A 14,814-nucleotide genomic window follows, 5' to 3' on the forward strand; every position below is an offset into this window, starting at 1 on the left:
GAGATCGTGCACCACAACCGTCTGAAGACCGCCGCGCTGCTCGGCCTGCTCACCTCGCTGATCCTCGTGGTGGGCTACTGGTTCGGCGGCAGTGGCGGCCTGGTCATCGCTGTCGTCATTTCCTTGGCCATGAACGGCGTTTCCTACTTCTACTCCGACAAGCTCGCACTCCGCTCGATGAAGGCGCAACCGGTCAGCGAGGCGCAGTTCCCCGAGCTGTACCGGATGGTGCGGGAGCTGGCGGCCGACGCGCAGCAGCCGATGCCGCGCCTGTACGTCAGCCCGACCGCGCAGCCCAACGCGTTCGCCACGGGCCGTAACCCGCAGAACGCGGCGGTCTGCGTGACCCAGGGCATCACCGAGATCCTCGACTACCGCGAGCTGCGCGGTGTGATCGGGCACGAGCTGTCACACGTCTACAACCGGGACATCCTGATCTCCAGCGTGGCGGCCGGCCTGGCCAGCATCATCACCCTGCTGGCGAACCTCGCGTTCTTCATTCCGCTGGGCGGCGGGGACGACGAGGACCGACCTAACCCGGCTGTGTTGCTGCTCACCCTGATCCTGGGTCCGATCGCGGCCAGCATCATCCAGCTGGCGATCAGCCGGAGCCGCGAGTTCCAGGCGGACGCCTCGGGTGCGGCGCTGACCCGTGACCCGCTGGCCCTGGCCAGCGCCCTGCGCAAGATCGATGCGGTGGCCCGACGTCGGCCGTTGCCGGCCCAGGGCCAGCTCACCAGCACCGCGCACCTCATGATCGCCAACCCGTTCCGGGGTGGTGGCATGTCCGCGCTCTTCGCCACCCACCCGAAGATGGAGGACCGGGTCGCCCGGCTGGAGCAGATGGCCGCCAACTCGGGGCCGGTGCAGTTCCAACGCTGACCCGCTGATTCCCGTACTCCGCCCGCGACCGGTCGCACCGGTCGCGGGCGGAGTGCTGTGTCCCGGGCGATATCCGGTTCCTGCCCGCCGACCGGCGGCGTTAGGGTCATGACGGCTTACGCTCATTACATCCTCGGAGGTTCATGGTGGCCGCGCTGCGTCAGTACCTGGGTGTCTGGCGGATCCCCGGAGCGCCGATGCTGCTGCTCGCCGGCATCATCGGGCGGCTCGGGATCGGCATGACGCCGCTGGCGCTGCTGCTGGTGGTCGAGCAGGTGACCGGGCGGTACGCCCTCGCCGCCGTGGCGGGCGGGACCTACGCCATTGCCGGCGCCGTGCTCAGCCCGGTGGCCGGGCGGGTCGCCGACCGGGTCGGCCCGACCCCCGTCCTGCTGGTCACCGCCGTCGCCCACCCGCTGGCGCTCACCGGGCTGCTGCTGGCCAGCCGGTCGGGCGAGGACGCCCTACCGGCCATCTACCTGGCGGCTGGCATCGCCGGTGCGACGTACCCGCCGCTCAGCGCCGCCATCCGCGGCGCCTGGAACGAGCTGACCAGCGTCAACTCCGGCCGGTACGCCCTGCGCAACACCGCACTGGCCGCCGAGACCTCGCTGTTCGAGATCGTCTTCGTGCTCGGCCCGCTGCTCGTGGCCGGTTTCGTCATCTTCGCCGACGCCGCCGCTGCGCTGATCGGGGCAGCAGTGGTCACCCTGGTGGGCACCACCGCCGTGGCCCTGGGCCGGGTCATGCGCGGCTGGCGCCCACACCCGCGCGAGCACCACGCCCGAGGGCTCGGCCCGCTGCGGGTCGCCGGATTCCCGGCCCTGCTGTTCTGCGTGGCAGGCCTCGGCATCGCATTCGGCGCCGCCGGTGTGACCGTCCCGGCGTACGCCGGCAACTCCACCGCCGACGACCCGGAGAGCCTCGCCGGGATCCTGCTGGCGGTCTGGGGGGTCGGCAGCGCGGTCGGTGGGTTCTGGTTCGGCGTCCGGCGGCCGGCGGCGAACATGACCCGACAGTTCGCGCTGCTGCTTGCCGCGGTGGCCGGCTCGTTCGTGGTGTTCGCGCTGATGCCCACGCCGCTGGCCCTGGGCGTCGCGCTGGTCGTCGGTGGGGCCACCATCGCGCCCGCGCTGACCCTGGAGAACACCCTGGTCGGCCGGATCGCCCCGACGGGCATGCTGAACGAGGCGTACACCTGGGTGGTCACCGTGGCCGTGGCGGCGAGCGCCGCTGGCGGCGCGGTGGCCGGCCTGATCGTGGATGGTGCCGGCGGCGTGCCGTGGGCCTTCGTGTTCGCCGGGGCGGCGGTCGCCGTCGCGGCCGCGGTCGCCGCGCTGCCCGCCGGGCCGATCGCCCGCGCGGAAACCTCGACGGTACGCGTCGAGGAGCCGGTCACCGTCTGACCGCCTCTTGATCGACTCGACGTCCGTGATGTCGGGGTGTCCCCGTCGCGGGGATGCCCCGACATCCAGGAACCCGAGTCGACCTCAGCCGCGCCTGGGCTCGCCCCCGAGGGCCGCTGGCAGGGCCTCTGCGAAGGGCAGCGGACAGCAGGGGCTGCCGGCGCAGGCGACCAGGTCGTCGCAGCCGGCCGAGATGGCCTCCCGCAGCGTGTCCCGGACGGCCGTGAGATCGGCCAACCTGCCCTCCACCTCGGCCAGTTTCGCCGTGACACGGGCCGACAGGCCGGCACCCGAACGGCGACGCCGGCCCGCGTCGAGCAGGTCGGTCACCTCGTCGAGGGTGAAGCCGAGCCGTTGTGCCGTCTTGATGACCCGCAGCCGGGTGACCGACTCCGACGGGTACAGCCGGTGCCCGCCCGGCGACCGCCGTGGCGCTCGGAGCAGGCCACGGCGCTCGTAGTAGCGCAGCGTCTGTGGGTTGACCCCCGCGGCGTCGGCCAGTTGGCCGCTCCGCAACCAGGACCGGTCCGCTGCGTCTGTGCTGTCGGGCGGGCGCGTGCTGTTGGGCGCGACCGTGCCGTTATCCGCGATGTTGCCGTTTTCGCGACGGTGCCGTTGGGGTCGACCGTGCCGTTGGGTCGCACGCGGTTGGCGAGGGCGTCGAGGATGCTGGCGTGCGACGCCGGCACCCGCACGTCCAGGGTCACCGCGTCCGGGGCGGTCCGGGTGATCTCGAAGGTGAAGAACGAGCAGCACGCCGACTCCCGGGCGCTCAGGTCCCGCGCCACGCGTTCCACCTCCGGTGTGCCGGTCAGGTGTAGCCGCAGGCACCGTGCAGACGGCCGGTCGACGCGCCGGACGGCCGTGGTGAAGAACCGATCGAACTCGGCGACGCGAACGGGCCGCTCAACGGTGGGTAGGCGGCACGACTCGGGAACCCACGAGTCGTTAGCCGCTGGGTGTTCGTCGGTCACCATCCGACGGTAAGCCCGTACCCGGGTACCGGATGCAAGCCTCGTACCGCAGTCGGTGCCGCTGTGCCCGGTGCCCCTGTTCCGACTTCTCCGGCCGTCGACGGTCCGCCAGACTGGCCACCGACGAAGGGGGAACCATGGCCAAGCTGCTGTACTCGGCGACGGCGTCGCTCGACGGCTACATCGCCGGCCCCGGCGGAGACATGTCGTGGCTGACCGAACACCTCGCGGGCGAGAACCCGACCGCGGAGCGACTGCTGGCGAACGTCGGCGCGATCCTCGCCGGCAACCGCACCTTCGGCGGCGACGACCCGAACCGTGGCACCGACAGTGAAGGCGCGTTCGGCGGCCAGTACCACGGGCCGGTGTTCGTGCTCACCCACCGGCCGCCAGTCGAGCCGCCCGCAGGCGTCACGTTCGTCGGCGACCTGCACAGCGCGGTCGCACAGGCCAAGGAGGCCGCCGGCGACAGGTACGTGAACGTCCTCGGCGCGGACATCGGCATGCAGTGCCTTCGGGCCGGGCTGCTCGACGAGATCCTGGTGTTCTTCGCTCCAGTGCTGCTCGGGGGTGGAGTGCACATGTTCGACAATCCGGGTGACGGCGGCCAGGTGCGACTGGTGCCGATCCCGGGCGAGACCGCCCACTGGTACCGGGTCGTCCACTGAGCGAGCCTGGCCGACTGTCGATCATGCTGGCGCTGGATTGTTGAGCCGGCGTGCCGTGCGGTCTCGCCCGTGCGGCGACGCTCTCGCCGCTCCAACCATGCTGTAGTCCGCCCCGGTCGGGAATCGAACCGTGGGGGTCGGCCGCCCGCAAACGGCGGCCGACCTGCCTAGCGGTAGTTGGTGAACTGGAGGGCGACGCCGAAGTCCTCGCCCTTGAGCAGCGAGATGACCGCCTGGAGATCGTCCCGCTTCTTGCCGGTGACCCGCAGTTGGTCGCCCTGGATCTGGGCCTGGACGCCCTTCGGGCCCTCGTCGCGGATCTTCTTGCCGATCGCTTTGGCCTTGTCCGTCTCGATGCCCTGGATCACCTTGCAGTCGATCTTGAAAACCTTGCCGGAAGGGCGAGCCTCGCCAGCGTCCAGCGACTTCAACGAGATGTTCCGCTTGACCAGCTTCTCCTTGAACACGTCCAAGGCTGCGAGGACCCGCTCCTCAGTCTCCGCCTGAAGGCCGATCGCCTCCTCACCCGACCAGGAGATCTCCGCGCCCGTGCCGCGGAAGTCGAACCGCGTCGCGAGCTCCTTCTCCGCCTGACGGAGGGCGTTGTCGACCTCCTGGCGGTCAACCTTGCTCACGATGTCGAAAGACGGGTTCGCTGCCATTCGTCTGCTCCTGCTGTCCGGCGGTCTGGGCCTGCCGTCGGCCACCGACCAGCGGCACGACCCTCTGACCGTACCCGGTTGCACCGGTGCCGGGGTGAGCCGCTATCCTTGCTTCCGCCGCCGCGTTGCGACGCGGTGGGGTGCCCTGGCGGGTTGCCCGAGCGGCCAATGGGAGCGGACTGTAAATCCGTCGCGAAAGCTTCAGAGGTTCGAATCCTCTACCCGCCACCAGGGAACGGCAAGGCCCTTGACCTGCGGAAACGCGAGTTAAGGGCCATTGTTGTATTCCCGCGCAACGGGCACTGCCAGCCATCTTCTGAACCGAGAAGCCCGCCGAAGAGAGCGGCGGTCTGGTCGCATGGGCAGCTATCCGACCAGTGCCTGGGTGCCGAGCACGGTGAGCAGGGCGAGGCGGTCGGCGTCCTCGGTGTCGGGCTCGGCCGTGTAGATCATGATGCGCAGGTCGCTGCTCGCGACGGTGAGCACGTCGCAGTCCAGCGTCAGGGGCCCGACGTGGGGATGGTCGATGGTCTTGCGTGCGGCCTCGTGACGGCCGACAGTGCCGGAATCCCACAACGTCGCGAACCGGTCGTCGTTCGCGCGTAGTTCCGCGACCAGTTGCCGTAGCTGCTGGTCGGCCGGATAGCTGCCCGCGGCCGTACGTAGGTCGGCAACCAGCGCCGTCTCGAACGCTCGCAGGGACTGCGGGGTGTGCCGGGCTCGTGTACCCGGGCCGAGGAAATGCCGCCACACCGCGTTGCGTTCGTTGCCACGCCATCCGGACGGATCGCCCATCAACGCCGCGTACGGCGGATTGGCCACCAGCAGCGTCCAGGACGCGTCGTAGACGCCGACGGGTGTCCCGGTCAGCCTGTCCAGCAGCCGCTGGACGCTCGGGGTGATGTGGGCGGGCACCGTTTCCGGGCCCGGCGGTGCCAGTCCGGCCAGCCGAAACAGGTGTGCGCGCTCGGTTGCCGACAGCCGTAGGGCCCTGGCCAGGGCTTCGACGACCTGCGCCGACGGATGGGACGCGCGGCCCTGTTCGAGGCGGGTGATGTAGTCGACGGAGATCCCGGCCAGCAGGGCAAACTCCTCACGGCGCAGTCCGGCCGTACGTCGGTGCCCGCCAGCGGGCAGCCCGACGGCCTCGGGTGAGACCCGGTCGCGCCAGCGGTGCACCGCCTGCCCGAATTCCGTCGCCGTCATGCTCACCAGTGTGCGCCGTTCAGTTGTGGTGTTGCCTGGTACTGGCAGTCCCAGGAAAACGGGACGACTGGGCGACCGCACCGCCCGGCCGGAGCCTGGAGGCATGACAACAACGCTGATCACCGGAGCGAACAAGGGACTCGGCTTCGAGGCCGCCCGTCGACTCATCGCCGCGGGTCACACCGTCTACGTCGGCAGCCGGGACGCGGAACGCGGGCGCCGCGCCGCCGAGCAGTTGGGCGCGCGGGCCGTCCAGCTCGACGTCACCGACGACGCGTCCGTGCAGGCCGCGGCGAAGGCCATCGAGGCTGATGGAGGGCTGGACGTACTGATCAACAACGCGGGCATCGAGGGGAGGGGTGCCGGCAACGTCGTGATCGGCGCTGCGGACGTGACCGCCGACATGATGCGGGAGACGTTCGAGACGAACGTCTTCGGCACGGTCCGTGTCACCCACGCGTTCCTGCCGCTGCTGCGGCGTTCGGCCGCCCCGGTCATCGTCAATCTCAGCAGCGGCTTGGCCTCGCTGGCCAGGGTCACCGACGCGGGCACCCCGACGTACGCCTACCCAGGGGTCGCCTACCCGGCGTCGAAGACCGCGGTCAACATGATCACCGTGCAGTACGCGAAGGCGTTCCCGAACATGCGGATCAACGCGGTCGAGCCCGGCTTCACCAAGACCGACCTGAACGGAAACACCGGCATCCAGACCGTTGAGCAGGGCGCCGAGATCATCGTCCGCATGGCACAGGTTGGCCCCGACGGCCCCACCGGTGGCTACTTCGACGCCGAGGGTCACCTCCCCTGGTAGGAGGAGGGGCAACCAGGTGGAGGAAACCGGCCTGGCCGGCCCGCGTGTGCACGGGCCGCCCAGACCGGTCTCCTTCGGTTGAGTGTGACGCCGATCGGGACCAGCACGACGCCGGCCAGGATCGCGGGTGTGCGGGCTTCGCGGAGGACGAGCCATCCCAGGATCACGGCGACGATGGACAGCTCAATCCCTCGGCGAGGGGGGCAAGTTGTGCGGAGTCGCTCAGGCGGCCGGTCTCTGCGGGGCCGGGACACGCATGCCCGCGACGAGACGGCGGACGACCTCGGGATCGCCGCTGATGACGGCCCCGGCCGCGGCGAGTCCGGCCAGGTCGTCGCTGCCGAAGGCGGCGAGGAGTGCGTCGGTCGTGGTGGCCAGGGCGGCGCCCGGCTGGTCGGGCGGCTCGTCGGTGATGTCCGCGCCGGCCGATGTGAGGTGGACGCCGAACACCCCGGCGGGACCGTGGTCGCGAAGTTCGATCCGGAGCGTCACCTCGGGTTGCTCCGGCGTTGGCACATAAAAGCTGCGGATGCTCAGCATGGCGCTGTCCGCGCTCACGAAGAGCTGTTCCGCGGTGGGCGGAGCGGCCAGTGCCCAGGTGCCGAGCGCGACCACGATCGGCTCGAGACCGCGACCCCAGGTGGTCAGCTCGTAGACCCGCACGTTGCCGGGCGGAGGTAGCTGCCGGCGGCGTAGGACGCCCGCGTCGGCCAACTCGCGCAGCCGGTCGGACAGTGCGTTCGGGCTGGCGTGCGGTAGCGCCTGCTGGAGGTCGGTGAACCGTTTCGGCCCGAGCAGCAGCTCGCGCACCACGAGCAGCGACCACCGTTCGCCCACGATGTCGAGGCCGCGCGCGACGCCGCAGGCCTGCCGATAGCCCCGCTGGATTGGCATGGGACATCTCCCTTTCCTGCTTGCTCGATGCTAGCAGTCGCTATTAGGCTCATAGCCTTAAATGCGAGGAGGGGCCCTATGACCGAGCCTGCGACACCCCCGCTCACCGACCGCGAAACCTGGCAGAAGCAGCTCGACGAGCTCGGGCTCCGCGAGAGGGCGCACACGCGCGAGGGCGATGCCATCGCCGCGGCCCGCCGACGGCTGCCGATGGTCGAGGTCGATCCGACCGCCCTTCTGACCGGTGCCGACGGTCCGGTGCCCCTGCTCGACGTCTTCGAGGGGAGGACCCAACTGCTCGCGACGTACCACATGTGGCACGCGGGCAGGTCGGCCGCCGACCAGTGCGAGGGCTGCACGTTCTTCACCGGTCACGTGCACGAACTGTCCTACCTGCACTCGCGCGACGTCACGTTCGCGGTCTTCTGCCAGGGGCCGTTCGACGAGACGTTGCGCTACCGGGACTTCATGGGCTGGCAGGCGCCGTGGTATTCGGTGCCCGAGGCGTCGCTCGACTCCCTCGTCGCCGGGCGTGGCTTCGGTATGAACGTGTGCTACCTGCGCCAGGGCGACCGGGTGTTCGAGACCTACTGGACGACCGGGCGGGGCGTCGAGGCGATGGCGCCGTCGTACGGCCTGCTCGATATGACCGTCTACGGTCGCCAGGAGGTCTGGGAAGACTCGCCGGAGGGCTGGCCGCAGCCCTTCCGGACCGACGGCGACCAGTTCCGGCTCGACGGCCGGCCCACGTCGCAGTGGTCGCGCCTCGCGGCCGGTCGTGATGACGACCTGGGTGTCACGGGGCCCGCCAGCGGCGAGCACCACTGCCACTGAGGCCACCGCGACTGTCGCTGTCAAGATCCACGTCCCTGGTTGAACCGGGGACTCTCGTCTTCTTGTGCCGAGCCGGATAGAAGGTATGGTGGTCGATGTCTGGGTTCGCGTCGGGGCGCTTCCAGTCCGCCACGACAGCTACGGAGAGTAACCCGGTCCGATCAGGCTGGCGGGTGTCTCAGTGGTGCGGGCGAATTGTGCCGAAGGTCGCATCAAGCGCTCTGCGAAGCCCTGATGTCGCAGGAAGGGGCCCTGATCTGGCCCAGCTTGTCGAGGTGGAGTGGGCCGAAGGTCGCAACCTCGCAAACGCTCGGACCGGTCCAGCCCTCACCGCTTTTCTGTGTACCGACGGTGTGGCACGATCGTGGAATCTCCACCATCCCTGTGACACTTCCCCGACAGGAGCAAACATGTCTGGTCGAAGGCTGGGCCGGCTGCTCGGCTCGCTCCTCTTGCTCGCCGCCGTCCTCGGTGGACTCGGCGCCGGTTCGTTGTCCGGCGGTAAGGCTCAGTTGGCTGACGTCGTCTGGGGCGCGGGCCAGGACGGTGACGTCGTCTGGGGCGTGGGCCAGGACGGTGACGTCGTCTGGGGCGCGAGCCAGGGTGACGTCGTCTGGGGCGCGAGCCAGGGTGACGTCGTCTGGGGCGTCGACGCTTCCCGGTAACTCGCGAGGGCGTCGCCCGTGAGGGCAGCACCAGCGGGCGGCGTCTCTTCGAGGGAGCGGTATGGCCAGGCGTGACCAACGACGTAAGTCCACGGACCACGCTTGGTTCATCACTGGCCCGCTGGCTCTGATCGCCGTCCTCTGCTGCACCGCCATCAGCGTCATCGCCGACCACCCGTTCGGCGACTGGGGTCTGGCGTTCCTGATATTCCTGGCGATGGCGGGCATCAGCATTCCGGTGCTGAACTTCGTGGTCCGCCGGCAGTCGGTGGGCGTGACGCTCACCGAGATCCCACTGGTGGTGGGGTTGTTCTTCCTGCCGCCGCTGACCGTGGTCCTGATCTACACGCTCGCCTCGTTGATCTGGAGCGCCTCGCAGCGCTTCCCACCGGCGAAGTTCTGGTTCAACGTCGCCAAGGCCGCCGCCGCCACGTCGCTGGCGAGCCTGCTGCTCCTGCGGCTGCCGCCGCTGCAGGACGTCGGCCCCGGCACGTGGGGCAGCCTCTTCCTCGCGGTCAACACCATCACCCTGGTCAGCCTCATCTCGGTCGTCGGCGTCCATGTCCTGCTGCAGGGCTGGCAGGCCGGCCGGGAGGCCCTGCGGACCACGCCGTCGGTGTTCCTCACCACCTCGATCAACGCGTCTGTTGGTCTCCTCGTGCTGATCGCACTGCATAACACCTGGTGGTCGGTGTTGCTGCTGGGGGCGCTGTTCGCCGCCCTCGCCCTGGTCTACCGGTCCTACGCCCAGTTCTTCCGGCAGCACCGCACCCTGACCGGGATGTACGACCTGGCCCGAGTGATCACTACCAGCGGTGCCGACGCGGCGCTGGCCGACGTTCTGCTCGACCGGGTACGCGCCCTCATGCAGGCGGAGTCGGCCACCCTCTGGCTGCCCGCCCAGGGCCGGCATCCGGAGGTGCTGTTGACGGCCCGGGTCGACACGCCGGGGCTGCTGGACGTCGCTCCGACCCCGGCGATCCTTCGGGAGCGGACGCGGCAGTTGGCGAAGACGTTGTCGATGGGGCGTCTGCTCGGTGACGAGAGCGCGCTACGCCGTGAGATCAGCGCCCGCGAGATCAAAGACGTGATCGTGGTGCCGCTGCGCTCCGGGCAGGCCGTGATCGGCACCCTGGAGGTGGCGAACCGGCTCAGCGACATCGGGCACTTCGCCCCCGGCGACATCCCCATCTTCGAGACGGTGGCGGCGCACGCGGCGGTCGCGCTGGAGAATTCCCGGCTGGTCGACCGGCTGCGGCACGACGCGTACCACGACACTCTGACGCGGCTGCCCAACCGGCGCCGGATCATCGGGGCGCTGGACGAGTCGGTCAAGATCGGAGCGCCCGACGAGGTGGTGGCGCTTCTACTGTTCGACGTCGACGGGCTGCGCCAGGTCAACGAGTCCCTCGGCCACGCGGCCGGTGACAAGGTCCTCGTCGAGGTCGCCAACCGGTTGCGGGCCAGCGCGCCGTCGTCGGCTCTGGTCGGTCGGGTGGGCGGCGACGAGTTCCTGGTGACGCTGCGGCTGGAGAGCGCCGAGGCGGCGTTGGAGCTGGCCGGCCAGCTGCGCGACCAGATCCGCGACGAAATGGTCTTCGACGCGCTCACCCTCGACGTGAACACCGCCGTCGGGGTGGCCGTACACCCGGATCATGGCAGCGATGCCGCGACCCTGTTGCTGCGGGTCGATTTGGCGGCGACCGCCGCCAAGTCGGTGCCGGGCAGCGTGCAGCTGTTCAACCCTGCCCTGGAGTCGCGGTCGTTGCGCCGGCTGGGCCTCGCCGGCGACCTACGCCGGGCACTGGACCAGGACGAGCTGGAGGTCTACTTCCAGCCCAAGGTGACCTTGCGGGACCGGCGACTGGTCGGTGTGGAGTGCCTGGCCCGGTGGGAGCATCCAACGCACGGCACGGTCGCTCCGGAGGACTTCGTCGCGGTGGCCGAGCACACCGGCCAGTTGAGCCGACTCACCGAGGTGGTGCTCCGCGAGGGGCTGCGGCGGAGCCGGGACTGGGCCCAGGCCGACCAGACGCTGCACATCGCGGTCAACCTCGCCGCCCGTACGCTCACCGACCAGCACTTCCCGGACCGGGTGCAGGAGCTGTTGACCGAGTACGGGGTGCCGGCGCAACGCCTCACACTGGAGATCACCGAGGCGGGGGTGCTGGACGGCACCGACCGGCCCATCCCGACCCTGCACCGGCTGCGCGATCTCGGTGTCCGGCTGTCGGTGGACGACTTCGGCACCGGTGACTCGTCGCTCGCCCACCTGCGCCGGCTGCCGGTGCACGAGGTGAAGGTCGACCGTTCCTTCGTGCAGGGCATGGCGACCGACCCGGGGGACCTGGCGATCGTCAACGCGGTGGTGACGCTCTCCCAGCAGTTCGGTCTGGCCGTGGTCGCCGAGGGCGTGGAGAGCGAGCTGACCCTGGAGCTTCTGCAGGACATCGGCTGTGAGATCGGTCAGGGCTTCCTGTTCAGCCGACCGCTGCCGTACGAGCGGCTGGCGGCCTGGTTCGGCGCCCAGGCCGACCCGGAAACGATCTCCGGCACGGAGCTTCCGCGCCTTCGTGTCGTGCCCTGAGCTGGGCGTAGAGGATCACCGGGGATCCGATTTCACCTGCCGGCGGGTGCCGTGTACTCTTACTTCTGCGCGCCCCACGGGGATATCGCGCAGGCCCCCTTAGCTCAGTCGGCAGAGCGTCTCCATGGTAAGGAGAAGGTCTACGGTTCGATTCCGTAAGGGGGCTCGAGGGTTCAGCTGGACCCACCGCGGCGGTGTAGCTCAGATGGCAGAGCAAGCGGCTCATAATCGCTGTGTCGCCGGTTCAAGTCCGGCCACCGCTACTCTCGTCTTCCGGGCTCGTTCCCGGTGGTCGTGGGGATGGGCGCCACTGGCGCCCACTTTGCATGTCCGCGCTGTCAGCGTCTAGGCTGACGCGTCGTAGTTGTTTCCGTTAGCGAGGAAGGCACTCCGCCGTGGCGAAGGCTACCGATGTCCGGCCGAAGATCACTTTGGCGTGTGTGGAGTGCAAGGAGCGCAACTACATCACGCGCAAGAACCGCCGGAACGACCCCGACCGCATCGAGCTGAAGAAGTTCTGCCCGCGCGACGGTCGGCACACCGTTCACCGCGAGACCCGCTGACCCGTGGCCGGCTCCGCGCCGGCCACCGTCGAAGCTCTTCCGATCGCCGATCTGACCGGTACGACGCGGCTCTGCCGTCGTCGACCGACCAGGTCGGCGATCGTGTTGTGCGTGTAGGTTCGCGGCATGTCTCTGGACCCTTCCTTCGTCGGCCGGACGTATCCGCCGACGGCCCCCTATCAGGTGGGCCGAGAAAAGATCCGCGAGTTCGCCACCGCCATCGGCGCGACCGACCCGGCTCACCATGACCCGGCGGCGGCCCAGGCGCTGGGCCACCCGGACGTGGTCGCCCCGCCGACCTTCCCGGTGCTCATCACGATGGCGGCGAGCCAGCAGATCGTCGAGGACCCGGCGCTGGGCGTCGACTACAGCCGCGTGGTGCACGGTGACCAGCGTTTCGCGTACACCCGGCCGGTCGTCGCCGGCGACGAGCTGGTCTGCGTCAGCACCGTCGAGGACGTCACCACCCGGGGCGGGCACGGCTTCCTGACCACCCGCACCGACGTGAGCACCGTCGCCGGCGAGCCGGTGGTCGCCGTCTGGTCCAAGATCGTCGTACGCGGGGAGGGCTGAGATGGAGCTGCCAGCCAAGACGTTCCGGGTGACCCGCGCGGATCTGGTCCGCTACGCGGGTGCCTCGGGTGACTTCAACCCGATCCACTGGAGCGACCGGGTCGCCACGAAGGTGGGGCTGCCCGGGGTGATCGCGCACGGCATGTTCACGATGGCGCTGGTCGGCCGGGCGGTCGCCGAGTGGGCCGGCGCGCCCGACGCGGTGGTCGAGTACGGGGTGCGGTTCACCCGGCCGGTGGTGGTCCCCGACGACGACGAGGGGACCGAGATCGAGGTGACCGCGGTGGTCCGCGAGGTGACCGAGGACGGCCTTACCCGACTCGACGTGACGGCCACCTGCCTGGGGGAGAAGGTGCTCTCACAGGCGCGGGCGACCATCCGGACGACACGCTGATTCTGGTCCGCCACGCGTGGCGGGCAGACCGGTTGGGAAAGTCGGGCGGCTACCCGTACACTGGTCCGCCGTGGGGCAAGTGACCCCTGCTCGGTCGTCTGTGACCGCGTGGGGCGAGTGTTGCCGCACAGGGGTGTAGCTCAATTGGCAGAGCAGCGGTCTCCAAAACCGCAGGCTGCAGGTTCAAGTCCTGTCACCCCTGCGCCTCAGGCCTGACCGTTCCCGTGGGTCGCGCCGCCGAGATGGCGGCGTCCGGCCCGTGGTGGTGGCATCGGCGGGGTGGCTCCGAGGCATTCGGGCCCTCCGGTTGATCCACCGGCCGCGGCCCGTCGCGGGACGGTTTGGCCCGGCCGGCGTGACCAGCGCCGCGTACGCCACCCGGCGTGCGACCCGAGATTCCGCGACGGAGGGCGAAGTGGCCGACAACAAGCGGCGCGGCGACGACGACGGCGACGATCGTCTGGACGACGAGATCGTCGACGAGGTTGCCGACGACGACGACGACTCCAGCGCGGACGAGCCTGTCTCCCGGGGGGGCACCGCTACGCGGTCCCGCGCCCGGGCCGAGTCGGCCGACAGCCGGCCGACCACCCGCTCGGAAACGTCTCGGGTGGGCGTGTTCGGTCGCATCGCCCGGTTTTTCCGCGAGGTCGTTGCCGAACTGCGTAAGGTCATCTGGCCGACGCGCAAGGAGTTGCTGACCTACACCGGGGTCGTGGTGACGTTCGTCGCGGTAATGCTGACGATCGTTGCCCTGCTGGATTACGGGTTCGCCAAGGTCGTGCTGTTTGTCTTCGGCAACTCGGACTGACCGGCTGCCTCCAGAGCCGATAGTGACGGAAGTGAGCGAGCGTGCCTGAGTACGACGAGACCGCCGGACCGGTGGACGAGCAGTCCACCGTCGCGACGGCGGCTGGTGACGAGTCGGTTGAGGCCGCCAGCGAGCCGGAGTTCCCCACCACCGAGCCTGCGCCGGACGAGGAGTACGACCCGGTAGCCGAGCTGAGGCAGAAGCTGCGCTACGCGCCGGGTGACTGGTACGTGGTGCACTCGTACGCCGGCTACGAGAACAAGGTGAAGACCAACCTCGAGACCCGGATCACGAGCCTCGACATGGAGGACTTCATCTACCAGGTCGAGGTGCCGACCCGGGAAGAGATCGAGGTCAAGAACGGTAAGCGTTCCCAGATCCAGGCCAAGGTCTTCCCGGGCTACATCCTGGTCCGGATGGAGCTGACCGCCGAGTCGTACTCGTGTGTCCGTAACACCCCCGGTGTGACCGGTTTCGTCGGAGCGACCGACCGGGCTGACCGCCCCGCGCCGCTCTCCCTCGACGAGGTGCTGAAGTGGCTGGCGCCGGCCGTCGAGACCGAGCAGAAGAAGGCGAAGCCGGAGATCAAGGTCCTCGACTTCGAGGTCGGCGACTCCGTCACCGTCACCGACGGCGCGTTCGCGTCGCTGCCGGCCACGATCAGCGAGATCAACGCTGACCAGCAGAAGCTCAAGGTGCTGGTGTCGATCTTCGGTCGCGAGACCCCGGTGGAGCTCAACTTCAACCAGGTCGCCAAGATCTAACTGGTCGTCGGCGGCGGGCCCGGCCCGCCGCCCGCCGGGGGGTAACCCCACCACCGCCACCACGGCGGGCGAGGGGGCTTGGGCCGTCGCGACACATGAAAGTAGCCGCTGTGGCGCCCC

At 69.7% G+C, this 14,814-nt stretch carries 16 protein-coding genes and 4 tRNA genes; 16 read left to right on the top strand and 4 right to left on the bottom strand.

Annotation, left to right across the window (positions count from 1 at the left end; all coding sequences use genetic code 11):
- Positions 1-6 precede the first annotated feature (6 nt).
- Together htpX and ABZ780_RS19825 are read left to right on the top strand one after the other, a co-directional pair.
- Positions 7-882: a zinc metalloprotease HtpX gene (gene htpX, locus ABZ780_RS19820; protein WP_357010661.1), complete on the top strand. Its 876-nt coding sequence runs from the start codon at positions 7-9 to the stop codon at positions 880-882.
- A gap of 146 nt (positions 883-1,028) precedes the next feature.
- Entirely contained in the window at positions 1,029-2,288 is a 1,260-nt protein-coding gene (locus ABZ780_RS19825) for an MFS transporter (RefSeq protein WP_357486914.1), read from the top strand.
- An 84-nt stretch (positions 2,289-2,372) separates the two neighbouring features.
- Here the strand turns inward: ABZ780_RS19825 and ABZ780_RS19830 are convergent, their stop codons facing one another.
- Entirely contained in the window at positions 2,373-2,804 is a 432-nt protein-coding gene (locus ABZ780_RS19830; protein WP_357486916.1) for a MerR family transcriptional regulator, read from the bottom strand.
- Between the two features lie 595 nt (positions 2,805-3,399).
- On the opposite strand from ABZ780_RS19830, the gene ABZ780_RS19835 reads away from it, so the two are divergent.
- Positions 3,400-3,930, top strand: coding sequence for a dihydrofolate reductase family protein (locus tag ABZ780_RS19835; protein WP_357010669.1), 531 nt, complete (start codon positions 3,400-3,402; stop codon positions 3,928-3,930).
- A gap of 167 nt (positions 3,931-4,097) precedes the next feature.
- On the opposite strand, the gene ABZ780_RS19840 is transcribed toward ABZ780_RS19835, so the two are convergent.
- Positions 4,098-4,592 (bottom strand): YajQ family cyclic di-GMP-binding protein, encoded by a 495-nt coding sequence (locus tag ABZ780_RS19840; protein ID WP_357010674.1) that lies wholly within the window; start codon positions 4,590-4,592, stop codon positions 4,098-4,100.
- Positions 4,593-4,739: 147 nt separating this feature from the next.
- On the opposite strand from ABZ780_RS19840, the gene ABZ780_RS19845 reads away from it, so the two are divergent.
- Positions 4,740-4,823 (top strand) — tRNA-Tyr (locus ABZ780_RS19845).
- Between the two features lie 135 nt (positions 4,824-4,958).
- Here ABZ780_RS19845 and ABZ780_RS19850 read toward each other — a convergent pair.
- Positions 4,959-5,798: a helix-turn-helix transcriptional regulator gene (locus ABZ780_RS19850; RefSeq protein WP_357486918.1), complete on the bottom strand. Its 840-nt coding sequence runs from the start codon at positions 5,796-5,798 to the stop codon at positions 4,959-4,961.
- A gap of 103 nt (positions 5,799-5,901) precedes the next feature.
- On the opposite strand from ABZ780_RS19850, the gene ABZ780_RS19855 reads away from it, so the two are divergent.
- A complete protein-coding gene (locus ABZ780_RS19855) occupies positions 5,902-6,609 on the top strand; it encodes an SDR family NAD(P)-dependent oxidoreductase (RefSeq protein WP_357486920.1) in 708 nt (235 codons plus the stop codon).
- Positions 6,610-6,831: 222 nt separating this feature from the next.
- Here ABZ780_RS19855 and ABZ780_RS19860 read toward each other — a convergent pair whose 3' ends face one another.
- Positions 6,832-7,503 (bottom strand): helix-turn-helix domain-containing protein, encoded by a 672-nt coding sequence (locus ABZ780_RS19860; protein WP_357486922.1) that lies wholly within the window; start codon positions 7,501-7,503, stop codon positions 6,832-6,834.
- Positions 7,504-7,581: 78 nt separating this feature from the next.
- On the opposite strand from ABZ780_RS19860, the gene ABZ780_RS19865 reads away from it, so the two are divergent.
- The 11 genes from ABZ780_RS19865 (at position 7,582) to nusG (ending at position 14,694) form a co-directional block, all read left to right on the top strand.
- Entirely contained in the window at positions 7,582-8,337 is a 756-nt protein-coding gene (locus tag ABZ780_RS19865; protein WP_357010686.1) for a DUF899 family protein, read from the top strand.
- A gap of 410 nt (positions 8,338-8,747) precedes the next feature.
- Positions 8,748-9,002 (top strand): hypothetical protein, encoded by a 255-nt coding sequence (locus ABZ780_RS19870; protein ID WP_357010688.1) that lies wholly within the window; start codon positions 8,748-8,750, stop codon positions 9,000-9,002.
- A gap of 61 nt (positions 9,003-9,063) precedes the next feature.
- The gene (locus tag ABZ780_RS19875; RefSeq protein ID WP_357010690.1) at positions 9,064-11,589 is read left to right on the top strand and encodes a bifunctional diguanylate cyclase/phosphodiesterase; all 2,526 of its coding nucleotides are present in this window, start codon (positions 9,064-9,066) and stop codon (positions 11,587-11,589) included.
- Positions 11,590-11,682: 93 nt separating this feature from the next.
- Positions 11,683-11,755: transfer RNA gene (locus tag ABZ780_RS19880), tRNA-Thr, on the top strand.
- A 24-nt stretch (positions 11,756-11,779) separates the two neighbouring features.
- Positions 11,780-11,852 (top strand) — tRNA-Met (locus ABZ780_RS19885).
- A 132-nt stretch (positions 11,853-11,984) separates the two neighbouring features.
- Positions 11,985-12,152 (top strand): 50S ribosomal protein L33, encoded by a 168-nt coding sequence (rpmG, locus tag ABZ780_RS19890; protein ID WP_007073056.1) that lies wholly within the window; start codon positions 11,985-11,987, stop codon positions 12,150-12,152.
- A 126-nt stretch (positions 12,153-12,278) separates the two neighbouring features.
- The gene (locus tag ABZ780_RS19895; RefSeq protein WP_357010692.1) at positions 12,279-12,725 is read left to right on the top strand and encodes a MaoC family dehydratase N-terminal domain-containing protein; all 447 of its coding nucleotides are present in this window, start codon (positions 12,279-12,281) and stop codon (positions 12,723-12,725) included.
- 1 nt (position 12,726) lies between these two features.
- Positions 12,727-13,119, top strand: a complete 393-nt coding sequence (locus ABZ780_RS19900) for a MaoC family dehydratase (RefSeq protein WP_357010694.1) — start codon at positions 12,727-12,729, stop codon at positions 13,117-13,119.
- Between the two features lie 129 nt (positions 13,120-13,248).
- Positions 13,249-13,321 (top strand) — tRNA-Trp (locus ABZ780_RS19905).
- A gap of 213 nt (positions 13,322-13,534) precedes the next feature.
- Positions 13,535-13,930 (top strand): preprotein translocase subunit SecE, encoded by a 396-nt coding sequence (gene secE / locus ABZ780_RS19910; protein ID WP_357010696.1) that lies wholly within the window; start codon positions 13,535-13,537, stop codon positions 13,928-13,930.
- A gap of 41 nt (positions 13,931-13,971) precedes the next feature.
- Positions 13,972-14,694 carry a transcription termination/antitermination protein NusG gene (nusG, locus tag ABZ780_RS19915; RefSeq protein ID WP_354854322.1) on the top strand — a complete coding sequence of 241 codons (723 nt, stop codon included), beginning with the start codon at positions 13,972-13,974 and terminating at the stop codon, positions 14,692-14,694.
- Positions 14,695-14,814: the final 120 nt, after the last annotated feature.

The organism is Micromonospora sp. NPDC047467, assembly GCF_040643095.1.
Classification (GTDB): domain Bacteria; phylum Actinomycetota; class Actinomycetes; order Mycobacteriales; family Micromonosporaceae; genus Micromonospora.